The organism is Calidithermus timidus DSM 17022, from assembly GCF_000373205.1.
GTDB classification, from domain to species: Bacteria; Deinococcota; Deinococci; order Deinococcales; family Thermaceae; genus Calidithermus; species Calidithermus timidus.
Genome location: NZ_KB890699.1, coordinates 177080 through 189626, shown reverse-complemented (window position 1 = coordinate 189626; position 12547 = coordinate 177080). Strand labels below are relative to the sequence as shown.

The window sequence follows — 12547 nt, the reverse complement described above, 5'->3', positions numbered from 1 at the left end:
TATGACCCACGTCTGGCCTCCGCCCATCGGTGAATTCTCCCCTCGCTTTGCGTGGTATACCAGCCGTGGCTTATGCTCTTGACTCGGGAGGAAAAGCATGTCCTATCAACGCATCAAGGTGCCTGCGGGCGATAAGATCACCATCCAAGACGGCGTATTGCAGGTACCTGACCAGCCCATCATCGGCTTTATCGAAGGGGATGGCACCGGCCCCGACATTTGGCGAGCCGCTCAGCCTGTGCTCGATGCCGCCGTGGCCAAAGCCTACGGTGGCCGCAGAAAAATCGCCTGGGCCGAAATCTACGCGGGTGAAAAGGCCAACGAGGTATATGGCCAGGTGCTCTGGCTGCCCGATGAAACCCTCGAGTTCATCCGCGAATACCGCGTCGCCATCAAAGGCCCGCTGACCACGCCCGTGGGTGGCGGCATCCGCAGCATCAACGTGGCCTTGCGCCAGGAGCTCGACCTCTACGCCTGCGTGCGTCCGGTGCAGTGGTTCGAGGGGGTGCCCAGCCCCGTGCGCCATCCCGAGCTGGTCAACATGGTGATCTTCCGCGAAAACACCGAGGACATCTACGCGGGAATCGAGTTTGCCAAGGATAGTCCCGAAGTCAGGAAGTTCCTCGAGTGGTTCGAGCGCGAATTCCCCCAACCCTACAGCAAAATCCGCTTTCCCAACACCGCCGGCATCGGCATCAAGCCCGTCTCACAGGAGGGCACCCATCGCCTGGTCGAGGCCGCGATCAACTACGCCATCGCCAACGACCTTCCCAGCGTGACCCTGGTGCACAAGGGGAACATCATGAAGTTCACCGAGGGGGCCTTCCGGGATTGGGGCTACCAGCTCGCCAAGGAGAAGTACGGAGCACAAGACCTCGATGGCGGCCCCTGGCAGGTCCTCAAGAACCCCCGCACCGGCAGGGACATCGTCATCAAGGACATGATCGCCGACAACTTCCTGCAGCAAATCCTGCTGCGCCCCGCCGAGTACAGCGTGGTGGCGACACTGAACCTCAACGGCGATTACCTCTCCGATGCCCTGGCCGCCCAGGTCGGCGGGATTGGGATCGCACCAGGCTCGAACGTCAACTACTACACCGGCCACGCGGTTTTCGAGGCCACCCACGGCACCGCTCCTAAGTACGCGGGCAAGGATCAGGTCAACCCCTCCTCGGTGATCCTCTCCGGCGAGATGATGCTGCGTTACATGGGCTGGACCGAGGCTGCCGATCTGATCATCAACGCCATGACCCGGACCATCGCCCAGGGCCGCGTCACCTACGACTTCCACCGCCTGATGGTGGCCGAAGGTCGCCAGGCTACGCTGCTGAAGTGCAGCGAGTTCGGGCAGGCCTTAATCGAGAACATGTGATGCTAGATTCGGTTAGCTCGGCAATGAGCTAACCGAATCTGGTATTAATCCAGCAATCCCGTCCGACGCAGCAGGGCCTCGGGGTTGGGGTCGCGGCCCATGAAGTTGCGAAAGAGTTGGGCGGGGTCGTCGGAGTTGCCTTTGGAGAGGATGTGCTCGAGGAAGTCCCGTCCGGTCTGCGGATTGAAGATGCCCTCGGCCTGGAAGCGGGAGAAGGCGTCGGCGTCGAGCACCTCGGCCCATTTGTAGGAGTAATACCCCGCCGCGTAGCCTACCGGGCTACCGAAGAGGTGGCTGAAGGAGGCGATAAAGGCGTAGTCCTCGGGCAGGGGGGCCGGGGAGAAGGCAGCCATGATCTGGCGGGTGTAGCGCATCAGGTCGCCGTTGTGGGGGGTGTAGTCGATGTGCATGGCCAGATCGACGGTGCCGAAGGCGAGCTGGCGCATGGTGTTGTTGGCGGCGCGGTAGGTGCGGGCCCGCTGCATGCGCTGGAAGAGCTCGTCGGGGATGGGATCGCCGGTTTGATAGTGGCGGGCGAAGAGGTCTAAGGCTGCGCGCTCCCAGCACCAGTTCTCCATGATCTGCGAGGGTAGCTCGACGAAGTCCCAGGGCACGTTGGTCCCGGCCAGGCTCTTGACCTCCACGTTGGAAAGTGCGTGGTGCAGCAGGTGACCGAACTCGTGGAAGATGGTTTCGACCTCGCGGTGGGTGAGCAGGGCGGGTTGATCGCCGACAGGAGGGGTGAGGTTGCCGCATATCAGGGCCAGGTGGGGCTCGAAAACCCCGTCGCGCTCGCCGGTGATGAAGTAGTTCATCCAGGCTCCCCCGCGCTTGTCCTCACGGGGAAACCAGTCGGTGTAGAAGCGGGCGGTGAAGCGGCCTTGGGGATCGTAGAGGTCGTAGCTCTTCACCTCGGGGTGCCAGCCCTCAGCCTGGGCGGGCTCGACGCGGATGCCAAAGACCCGCCCGCACAGCTCGAACAGCCCCTCGAGCACCCTCTCCAGGGGGAAGTAAGGGCGCAGGGCCTCCTCGTCGAAGTCGTAGACCGCCCGGCGTTGCTTCTCGGCGTAGTAGGCCACGTCCCATGGCTCGAGGGCAGGGGCATGGGGGCCCTCGAGCCGTCGTCGGAAAGCCTGCAACTCCTCGTTCTCCCGCTCGAAGTAGGGCCGGTAGCGCTCGGCCAGGTCGCGCTCGAAGGCCACGGCGGTGGCCCCATTCTTCGCCATGCGCTCCTCCAGCACCAAGTCGGCGAAGTGAGCGTAGCCAAGCAACTTGGCCTTCTCTTGCCTGAGCGCGAGGATCTCGTCGATGAGCGGGCGGTTGTCGCGGCCTTCCTCGGTAGCGCGGTTATTGTAGGCCAGGTAGACCTGCTTGCGGATGTCGGGGTCGTCGAGGTAGGTCATGAGGGCGAGGTAGCTAGGGGCTTGCAAGGTGAAGCGCCAGCCCTCCTTGCCCTTGGCCTTCGCGCTTTGCCGAGCGGCCTGGCGGGCACTGTGTGGCAGCCCGGAGAGTTGGTGTTCCTCCAGGTACAGTTCGAAAGCGGCGGTGGAATCGAGCACGTTCTGGCTGTACTTGCTGGTGAGCTCGGCCAGGCGGGTGTTGATGGCCTCGAGGCGGGCTTTCTTCTCAGGGGGCAGCTCGGCCCCCTCGCGGCGGAAAGAATCGAGGGTGAGCTGGAGGAAGCGCCGCTTGGTGGGTGAGAGCCGCTGGGCTTCGGGTGTGGAGGCGTAGGCCTTGAGGGCCTCGTACAGCTCGCTGGAGAGTTGGATCTTGCTGTAGAAGGCGGTGACCTGGGGCAAGATGGCGTTGTAGGCCTGACGCAGCTCGGGCGTGGTGCGTACGCTCTCGAGGTGGGCCACCACCCTGAAAGCCCGCTGTAAGCGTTCACCGAGTCGGTCCAGCGCTCCGAGGGTGTTGGCGTAGGTGCGCTCGCCGCGAACGGCCAGGATGGCCTCGAACTCCTGCTGGGCCTCGGCGATGAGCGTGACGATGGCTTCCTCGACGTGCTCGGGCTTTATGCGGTCAAAGGGGATTTCGAACCCCAGATCGAGCAGGGGATTTTCTGTCATAAGCTGGAGTATATGTGTGAGCTATTCAAAAAGATGAGGGGCTATTTCGAGTAGGCTCGCACCGCCTCGACCACCTGCTCTGCCTGGAGGTCGGAGAGGAAAGGATGCATGGGCAGCGAGAGCACCTCGCGGGCGGCCTGTTCGGCGTGGGGAAGCGAACCCTCGGGGGCCAGGTCGCGGTAGGCCGGTTGCAGGTGCGCGGGCAGGGGATAGTGGATACTCGAGCCCACCCCGCGTTCCTTGAGGAAGGCTTGCAGGCGGTCTCGCTCAGGGGTGCGGATGGTGTATTGGTGGTAGATGTGCAGCGCATAGGGGGCCTGGATGGGGGTCTGCACCAGACCTTTCAAGCCCTGGTCGTAGATGCGGGCGATTTGACGGCGGCGCCGGTTCCAGCCCTCGAGGTGAGGCAGCTTGACCCGCAGGATGGCCGCCTGCAAGGCGTCCAGGCGTGAGGTGTAGCCCGCTGGGCGCACGTGGTGGTAGCGCGCCTGCTGGCCGTGGGAAGCCAGCAGCCGGGCCTCCTCGGCAACGGTGGGGTCGGCGGTGGTGATGAAGCCTGCGTCGCCGTAGGCTCCGAGGTTTTTGGTGGGGTAGAGGCTGAACCCCGCGGCGTGGCCCAGGGCTCCGGCCATCGTGCTCTGCGACCCGTCCGCGCAGTAGCGGGCCCCGATGGCCTGCGCGGCGTCCTCGAGCACCTTCAGGCCGTGGCGCTCGGCGATGGCCCGGATCTCGCCCATGGGGGCCACCTGGCCGTAGAGGTGAACGGGTAGGATGGCCCTGCTCCGCTCGGTGATGGCGGCCTCGAGCAGCTTGGGGTTGAGGTTGAAGGTGGTGGGGTCGATGTCTACGAGCACCGGCTTTGCCCCGGCGATCTGGATGGCCTCGAGGGTGGCGATGAAGGTGAAGGGGGTGGTGATCACCTCGTCCCCTGGACCGATGCCCAAAGCCCGCAGCGCGATGAATAGGGCGTCGGTGCCCGAGCCCACTCCCACGACGTGGGGCACCCCGAGGTAGTCGGAGAGCTCGCGCTCGAGGGTGCTAACCTCCGGCCCCCCGACGAAGACCCCCGCCTCCAGGACGCGCCCCAAAGCAGCGTCTATCTCGCTTTTGAGCAGCCGGTATTCGCTTTGCAGATCGATGATAGGAACCATGAGCTTATCCAGTTGTGTCTTGCCGGTTCGCCTCGAGCCTGTGGCTACGGACTCTCCGCTATCGGCGATTTTATCGGTAGACCCCTCGTCCCAGCGCCCAACCTGCCCCAAGGGCCAGCAGATTGGCGCTCCACATGGCGATCTCAGGCAGCCACACGCTGCTGCGCGACACTACCCCGCCCAGCCCAAACAGCACGTAATACCCCACCGCGAGCACCAGCGCGAGCCCCAGGGCCACGCCGGGGCTGCTGGCGCGCTGGATGGCCACGGGCAGGGCCAGCCACAGCAGCACCAAGGGCGCGAAGGACTGGGCCAAGGCCGCGTGCAGGTTGGCCCTGGCCTCCACCTTTTCCCGGACGGAGGCGGTGGGGTTCAGCCAGAGCCTGAGCCAGTAGGAGGGGGGGTGAGAAGCGTCCAGGGCGGTGCTGCTGTAGTTGGAGAACTGGGCTACGAGGTCGTCCTGGCTCAGCGGCAGCCGGATGAGCAGGCTGTGCGTGATGTTCTGGGCCTGGATGTAGCCTTGGAAGAAGGCTTCGACCTGCTCGAGGTCGCCGAAGTCGGGCGGGGGCAAGCGGTCCATGTCCAACGCGAAGCCCTTGACCTCACCCAGCCTTAGCGCGTAGCCCTCGAGCTTGCCCCACTCGGCGAAGTAGACCGTCAGCTTACGGTCCTCCCACTGTTGCACCCGCACCCGCAGCAGCTCATTCTTGGCGGGGTCGTAGCCTGCGAAGAAGAGCCGCATCTTCCCCACCGGCAAATCCTGCCCCACCAGCCTGAAGACGCCCCCGTTGCTGTCGAAGGAGCGCCACCAGGTCAGCACGGTCTGTTTGTTGCTCCAGGGGATCACCCACTCGGCCAGGGCAAAGGAAAGCGCCGTCAGCAGGACCCCCCCCACCAGCAGCCAGCGGGCGGTGCGGCGGGGGGAGATGCCCCCAGCCTGCATCACCAGCAGCTCGTTTTCCCGCGCCAGGCGACCATAGCCCAGCAGTACCGCGAAGAGCACCGCCACCGGGAGAGTCTGGGCCACGATGGCGGGCACCTGTAGGCCGAGCCAGGCCACGAGCCCGCCCAGGGGCATCTGGCCTACGTAGGCGCTGCGGGCGAGGATGTTGGAAAGCAGACCCAGCCCGATGTAGAGCACCAGCCCGAAGGCGAAGACGGGTAAGGTTTCACGCAGGAGGTAGCGGTCGAGGCGGGTCATATGCGCTCTGCTTCTGCCCACGGAAGCTGCTTTTGCCGCAGAGTGTGCCCATGCTGAGGCTTTGGGGATGTGGGGTGAATGGCCGGGATCGCTGTCATGCGGTTGCTCAGTGTACTTGCTGTCCCAAGGGTTGCTCATCTCAGCTCGAGGCCAAAGCTAAAACGCCCCGCTGCGCTTTCGCCGGAAACCTGGGGGATGAATACTTGTTGGTAGCCCACTTTCCAGACCAGGCAACAGTCGGCGTAGCGCAGCTCGAGGCCCGCCCGGCTGAAGCCTCCCCGCCAGAAGTCGTAGCCGAGGCTGGGGGCCAGGGCGAAGCTATAGGTGCAGCTCAGGGGGTTGGGCTCGAAGGCCAGCAGTAGCTCGCGCTGCTGATCAAAGCCATCGTTGTCGGGGATGAAGTCGTTGCGGTAACGAAACTCGCCCGTGAGCACCCCGTCCGGAAGCTTAGGGCTGTAGCGCACGCTGGCCCCCAGCTCGCGGTCGAGGAAATCGAAGCTGGAGCGCAGAGCCAGATCGGAGAAGCCCAGTTCGCCCGAAGCGCGATTGACGGGGTCATGGCGCTCATAGAGATAGCGACTGGTGCGGTTTTGCAGGCTGTAGTCGTAGGCGAGCTTCAGGGTAAAGTCACGGCTGTAGCGGCCCTCGAGCCTGAGCCCGGCGGCCAGGTAGGGGGGATCGTTGTTGTAGGCCGCACCCAGCGCCCAAGGCTCGAAGCGAAGGGCCATCGCTCCCTCCCTCAGCTCCAGCGGATAGCGCAGCTCGAGCCCCGCCGTCAGGCCGCTGACGTAAGCGTCGGCGGCGGAGTAGGGCTTTGGGTCGCCGTCGCTTGAGGTTTGCTCCTCGGCGATGCGCCCGAAGGGGGAGAGCAGCAGGCCCCCAAGCCTGAACGTCTGGCGCAGGCCCATCTCGAAGGTGGACATGCGCGAGGTAGCCTCGGTGGCCTGGTCGCGATTGGTGTCGACCTTGAAGAAAAGCGGGCCACTCTCGAGGCCGCTGTAGAAGTCGAACCACTGGCTGCGAAAGACCGTGCGGAAGCGGAGGCTGCTTCCGGGCTTGGACACCGCTGCTCCGATGGTGACGCTGCGGGTGGTGGGGTTGCTCAGGTTGCTTCCCAGCAGGGTCAGGGTGGTGCCGACCCGGCCCTCCTCGCCCCCAAGCAGGGGCAGGTCTTCGACGCCCAGCGTCGGTCCATCGCTGAAGCCGTAGCCAAAGCGAAGGGGAACGTTGATCGAACCCCCGCTTCCCGCCGAGAGGCCGGGAATTGCGGTGGTGACGGGCTGGTCGATGGCGACTTGCAGCCGCTCGAGGCGGGCGAGCTCGAGGCCGTAGGTCTCCAGGCTGCTCTGCTCCAGGACCAGCAGGCCGCTTTCGGTGTGGAAAGCCGCTTCCTGGGCCACGATCCGCAGGTCCTCACCACACTTGCAGGTCGTCAGCCCGATGCCTCTGGCCCTGAACACCCTGTCCCTGACCACGCCCTGCCGGGCCCGAAATCGATAGGCTTTTGTTTGGGCTGTGAGGTCTTGGATGCTGATCTCTTTCTTGTCTTGGTCGAAGCGAATTTCCTTCGCCCGAACCTGAAGGCCCGTCGATTCGAAGCAGGCTCCGTCGCTGAAGATGGCGATGCTCCCGTCGTACTCGACGTTGACCCCGCCCACGATCCCATCGGGCGTCTCGGCCAGGTAGGGCGCGTCGGCGCATCTCTCGTAAGGGAGTGCGGGGTCATCGGCCAGGGTCTGGGCCATCGCGCTGCCGAAGAACAAGAACATGAGCAGCGATAGGCTACGCACCATCACAGTCTGCTGGCGTAGGAACGCAGGCGGTTGAGCACGTCGGCGGGCACTTTGGTGGTGGCCGTGGTCCTGCTGCCCTTGAAGTCGATGAGCAAGGTGCTATCGTTGCGCTGCCCCCTGAAGCTGCTCTGGCCGTCTTTGTAGCTGAAGCTGCCCAGCACCAGCGCCTGGCTTCTGGCGGTGTCGATGACCAGGGTGTTGGCCTCGAGCTGGGGATCCTGTGAGCGCACGTTGCCCTTGAGTATCACCACGCTCTCGGCCAGCAGCCCCAGGCCGTTGGTACCGGTCAGGCCCTTGACGTTGCTCGAGGAGTAGCGCACCCCCGAGAGCTTGAGCTGCTCGCCGTGGAACAAGTACTCCAGGCTCGAGGCGTAGAAGGTGCCCTCACTGCCGCGCAACGTGGCGTTGCGGGCTCGGATGAACTCCTCCTGCTTGAACTGGATGTAGCTGCCCTCGAGGCGCAGGTTGTTTTTGTTGTCCACCAGTACTCCGCCCTTGGGCATGGTGGTCACCCCGGTGCCGAGGTCGAGTTCTTGTTCCCCGCTCTCGACGCTGAAGCTGGAGAAGCGGCCCGCAGTGAGCACCAGCACGCACAGCGCCAGCAGCACCAGCGAACTTTTGTTGATGGTGGGGGACAAAACGCCTGACATCATGCCCTAAATGCTACTGCTCCGGTCATTAGGGACATGAAGAGGTAGGCAGACCATCGCCCAAGATGGAGATACCCTTCAATTGCCGCGAAATGCCCCTATACTGAACTACGAAATGCGATTGCTGGCGCTTGTGCTGCTACTTGCGACTCAGGCATTGGCTTTCCCGCGGGTGGGATTGCACGAAAACTTCACCCGCCTGGTCTTTGACCTACCTCCGGGCGCTTCCTATGAGATGAACACCGAGGGGCAGACCCTCACCCTGCGCTTTCGCGGGGTTAAGGCCGAGGCCCTCGATGAGGGCGTGAACTCCGACCAGGTGGCTTCCTATCAGGTGGTGATCGGTGGCGCATTGGTCGAAGTGTTCGTGCGCCTGAAGGCGGGTGTGCGGGTGCAGAGCAGCGTTCTGGAGGATCAGCAGAGCAAGCGCCTGATCGTGGACATCACTAAGGATGAAGCCAAGGCCAGCCCCGCCCCGCAGCCCAAGCCTGCCCCGGCCAAGGCCTCGCCCAAACCGGCGCCGCCAAAGTTCGTGGTGGTGATCGATCCCGGCCACGGCGGGCGCGATCCGGGTGCGATGGCTTTGTGCACCGGGGTCACCGAAAAGCTCGTCACCCTCGACGTTTCCCGGCGGATGGAGCGTTACCTCGAGGCCCAGGGGGTGCAGGTGGTGCTGACGCGCTCGGGCGACACCTACCCCACCCTCGACGATCGCGCGCAGATGGCCGACAGCAAGAAGAACCTCTTCATCTCGGTTCACGTCAACTCCACTCCGGGTTGTCCGGGGCAGGCTCAGGGCATCGAAACCTACTACTTCGGCGAGCTGCTCAACCCCAGCCTGCTCGAGCAGGTCATCCGCGAGAACGGTGGGGGAGCGGTGGGGCAGCAGCTTACCCGCGTTGCCCGGAGCGCAGCCCAACGGGCTGCGAGCGATATCCTGGCCCAGCTCAACCTCAGGTTTTCCCGCGAGCTGGCCTACGCTGTCCAAAGAAGGTTGGTTCAGGCTACCGGCGCTGTCGACCGGGGGGTGCAGCAGGCACCGTTCTACGTCCTTCGCAATGCCCGCATACCGGCCATTTTGGTCGAAATCGGCTTTGCCAACCACGCGATCGAGGGTCGTCGTCTGGCCGATCCGGGTTACCGTGAGACCATTGCCCGGGCGATGGGGCAGGCCGTGATTGGCTTCCTGGGCGTGGGGTCCGTAGCCCAGCGGTAGATGCCGGCAACCATTGCGGAGTCCTTATTCAGCGGCGAGAAGGCCTCGGATGGGACAATCGTCCCGGCCCCGGAGGACAAAAATGGCTCGACTCCCATTGAGGAGGGCCTTTTGTCATGATGTTGCGCCGATTCACCCTCTATGCCTGGCTGACCCTGGCTTTTACCCTGCTGGTCATCGTGTGGGGCGACGTGGTGCAGGCCACGGGTTCTGGCGATGGTTGCGGAGCGCACTGGCCTACCTGTAACGGCGAGCCCATCCCCACCAGCCCGGGCCTGGCTACCTTCATCGAGTTCTTCCATCGTGCCACCAGCGGCCTGTCGCTGCTGCTGACCTTGGGTTTGCTGCTGTGGTCGTGGCGGGCCTTTCCTAAGGGACATCTGGTGCGCCGAGGGGCCGGGCTGGCCATGCTTTTCATGGTGCTCGAGAGCCTGGTAGGGGCAGCGTTGGTACTCTTCCGCTGGGTGGGTACCGACGCCAGCTTGGCTCGAGCGGTGATCGCTCCCATCCACTTGGTCAACACGCTCTTTCTGGTGGGCTCGCTGGCCCTGACGGCCTGGTGGTCCAGCCGTCCCCAGCCCCTGGTGTGGCGCGGGCAGGGAAGTGTGGGGTTGGCGTTGGGGGTAGGTCTGTTGGGCCTGGTGCTGGTAGCGGCTTCGGGAGCCCTGACCTCGCTAGGCGATGCCCTGTTCCCGGTGCGCGACACCGCCGAGGCTATCGCCCAAAGCCGCACGCCAGGGGAGAACTTCCTGGTGTACCTGCGGCTGTATCACCCCTTCATCGCCATCGTGGTCAGCCTGTATGCGGTGGTGGTGGTGGGCGTGGTGGCTGCTGCGCGCCCCAGCGGGCAGACAAGGCGGCTGTCGAGGCTACTTGGGATGCTCTTTTTGGCCCAACTGGCCATGGGTTATCTCAACGTCAAGGCTGCGGCGGCGCTCTACACCCAGTTGCCCCACTTGCTGCTTTCCGACCTGGTCTGGATTAGCTTCCTGCTCTTTACGGTGGCGACCCTCTCCCTCGAGCCCCAGTCCTCACGAACCCCCCTGGGTGAGGTAGGCTGATATGGTGCGATCTTCGTCCCTGAACAAACCCCTCACTGCCACCTGGCGCGACTACTTTTGGCTCACCAAGCCTAGGGTGATCAGCCTCCTGCTGTTTACCGCGATCATGGCGATGTTCATCGCCGCGGGTGGCTGGCCGGGGCTGGGGTTGTTCGCGACGGTGTTCGTGGGTGGCTACATGTCGGCAGCCTCGGCCAACGTGTTCAACATGGTCGTCGACCGCGATATCGACGCCCGCATGAAGCGCACCGCCAGGCGCCCTACCGTGACCCAGGCCATCGGAACCCGCGAGGCCCTGTTCTTCGCCGTGCTGCTGATGATCGGGGCTTTCTTGATCCTGTGGCTGGGCGCCAACCTGCCGGCGGCGCTGCTGTCGATGGCTGGCCTTGCCTGGTACGTGCTGGTCTACACCCTCTACATGAAACGCCGCTTCTGGAGCAACATCGTCATCGGCGGGGCTGCTGGGGCTTTCCCGCCGCTGGTGGGATGGGTGGCGGTGACGGGTGAGCTGGGGTGGTTGCCCTGGCTGCTGTTCGCCCTGATCTTCTACTGGACCCCGGTGCACTTCTGGGCGCTGGCCTTGATGATCAAGGAGGACTACCGTGCGGTGGGCGTTCCCATGCTTCCGGTGGTGATGGGGGAGAGGGCTACGGCGATCCAGATTGGCCTGTACGCGATCCTCACCGTGCTGATTTCCCTGCTGCCACCGTTTTTTGGACAGCTGCGCGGGTTTTACTTGCTGAGCAGCCTGCTCCTGAATGCCTGGCTGCTGAAGTATAGCTGGGAGCTGTACCGCGCCCCCGAGCGACCCAGAGCGGTTAGGTTGTACAAGTACTCCATGCTCTACCTGGCCCTGGTGTTTGCGGCGATGGCGGTAGACCGTGCGCTATGGATGTAAACTGGCTCTTTGTTTGTGGCGTGACTGCGGCCCAGGTGGGCCGGGCACTAGCCCAATCGAGGTAATGTACGGAATAATCACCCCCTAGGAGGAGCAATGCTGCGAGGAAGTATCGTCTTGTGGGTGACGTTGTTGCTGGGCCTCGCCCTGGGACAGGACACCCGAGTCGTCAGTATCCTGGATCCCTCGACCGCGTACAACCGCGAGGTGGGCCGGCTGCTGGTGTGGGTTATGGTCTTTGCTGTGCTGATATTCGCCGTAGTCACGGGGGCTTTGACCTATACCGTGCTCAAGTTCCGCAAGCGGGGTAATGAGCAGGGCGAGCCGCCGCAGTTCCACGGGAACGACCGCCTCGAGATCCTCTGGACCGTCATTCCCACCCTCATCATCGTCATCATCTTCGGCCTCACTGCCCAGAGCATGATCGCAAACGCTAAGCTGCCCGCCGGGGCCATGACCGTGAAGGTCACGGGGTATCAGTTCTGGTGGGACTATGAGTATGAGGGCCTGGGCATCCGTAACTCCAACGAACTCATCTTGCCGGTGGGCAAGCCGGTCATCGTGGAGATCACCTCAAAAGACGTAATCCACTCTTGGTGGCCGGCCAGCTTGGTGGGTAAACAAGACGCCATTCCTGGCGTGACCACCCGCTTGCACTTCACCCCGGAGAAGGAGGGCATCTACTACGGCCAGTGTGCTGAGCTGTGCGGGGCCAGCCACGCCAACATGCGCTTTAGGGTGATCGTGGTCTCGCAGGAGACCTTCGACCGTTTCGTGCGGGAAGCCCAAAGCTATCGGGCTCCTGAGCCCCAGGAGGCTTTGGCCAGGCAGGGACAGAGTTTATTCCAGCAAAATTGCGCGGCCTGTCACGCGGTCAAGGGCACCGCGGCTCAGGGGGTCATCGGCCCCGACCTGAGCTACTTCGGCAACCGCACTACGGTGGGGAGTGGGCTGTGGGCCAACACCGACGCCTACCTCATCCCCTGGATCAAGAACTCCCCTGGCGTCAAACCTGGCTCCAAAATGCCTGCCTTTCCTCAGCTCTCCGATGCCGACGCCAGGGCAATCGCGGCCTACATCAAAAGCCTCAGGATCGAGGGCCTGGACTTCCAGGACCTGCCCCAGTTTTAGGAGGA

General features: G+C 63.9%; 8 protein-coding genes and 1 pseudogene. 4 read left to right on the top strand and 5 right to left on the bottom strand.

The annotated features are described in order from the left end of the window. The first annotated feature begins 97 nt into the window (after positions 1–97). On the top strand, positions 98–1372 hold the full coding sequence (gene icd, locus B047_RS0112670; protein WP_018467339.1) for an NADP-dependent isocitrate dehydrogenase: 1275 nt from the start codon (positions 98–100) through the stop codon (positions 1370–1372). A gap of 44 nt (positions 1373–1416) precedes the next feature. Here the strand turns inward: icd and B047_RS0112665 are convergent, their stop codons facing one another. From B047_RS0112665 to B047_RS0112645, 5 genes are all read right to left on the bottom strand, one after another. Next, a complete protein-coding gene (locus B047_RS0112665) occupies positions 1417–3441 on the bottom strand; it encodes a M3 family metallopeptidase (RefSeq protein ID WP_018467338.1) in 2025 nt (674 codons plus the stop codon). Between the two features lie 41 nt (positions 3442–3482). Continuing rightward, positions 3483–4592, bottom strand: a complete 1110-nt coding sequence (locus B047_RS0112660; RefSeq protein ID WP_018467337.1) for a DegT/DnrJ/EryC1/StrS family aminotransferase — start codon at positions 4590–4592, stop codon at positions 3483–3485. A gap of 70 nt (positions 4593–4662) precedes the next feature. Continuing rightward, on the bottom strand, positions 4663–5793 hold the full coding sequence (locus B047_RS0112655; protein WP_018467336.1) for an LptF/LptG family permease: 1131 nt from the start codon (positions 5791–5793) through the stop codon (positions 4663–4665). Between the two features lie 134 nt (positions 5794–5927). Next, positions 5928–7583: a hypothetical protein gene (locus B047_RS0112650; RefSeq protein ID WP_157205921.1), complete on the bottom strand. Its 1656-nt coding sequence runs from the start codon at positions 7581–7583 to the stop codon at positions 5928–5930. A 2-nt stretch (positions 7584–7585) separates the two neighbouring features. After that, positions 7586–8236: a hypothetical protein gene (locus tag B047_RS0112645; protein ID WP_245533743.1), complete on the bottom strand. Its 651-nt coding sequence runs from the start codon at positions 8234–8236 to the stop codon at positions 7586–7588. Positions 8237–8351: 115 nt separating this feature from the next. Between B047_RS0112645 and B047_RS0112640 the strand changes: the two genes are divergently transcribed. The 3 genes and pseudogenes from B047_RS0112640 (at position 8352) to coxB (ending at position 12542) form a co-directional block, all read left to right on the top strand. Next, positions 8352–9452 (top strand): N-acetylmuramoyl-L-alanine amidase family protein, encoded by a 1101-nt coding sequence (locus B047_RS0112640; protein WP_018467333.1) that lies wholly within the window; start codon positions 8352–8354, stop codon positions 9450–9452. 116 nt (positions 9453–9568) lie between these two features. Beyond that, a pseudogene (locus B047_RS18625) lies at positions 9569–11411 on the top strand (heme o synthase). Between the two features lie 96 nt (positions 11412–11507). Next, the gene (coxB, locus tag B047_RS0112620) at positions 11508–12542 is read left to right on the top strand and encodes a cytochrome c oxidase subunit II (protein WP_018467331.1); all 1035 of its coding nucleotides are present in this window, start codon (positions 11508–11510) and stop codon (positions 12540–12542) included. The last annotated feature ends 5 nt before the right edge of the window (positions 12543–12547 follow it).

Coding starts and splice junctions, on each gene's coding strand:
- B047_RS0112665 (WP_018467338.1), bottom strand. CDS start 3,441: ATGACAGAAAATCCCCTGCTCGATCTGGGGTTCGAAATCCCCTTTGAC.
- icd (WP_018467339.1), top strand. CDS start 98: ATGTCCTATCAACGCATCAAGGTGCCTGCGGGCGATAAGATCACCATC.
- B047_RS0112645 (WP_245533743.1), bottom strand. CDS start 8,236: ATGTCAGGCGTTTTGTCCCCCACCATCAACAAAAGTTCGCTGGTGCTG.
- B047_RS0112655 (WP_018467336.1), bottom strand. CDS start 5,793: ATGACCCGCCTCGACCGCTACCTCCTGCGTGAAACCTTACCCGTCTTC.
- B047_RS0112640 (WP_018467333.1), top strand. CDS start 8,352: ATGCGATTGCTGGCGCTTGTGCTGCTACTTGCGACTCAGGCATTGGCT.
- coxB (WP_018467331.1), top strand. CDS start 11,508: ATGCTGCGAGGAAGTATCGTCTTGTGGGTGACGTTGTTGCTGGGCCTC.
- B047_RS0112660 (WP_018467337.1), bottom strand. CDS start 4,592: ATGGTTCCTATCATCGATCTGCAAAGCGAATACCGGCTGCTCAAAAGC.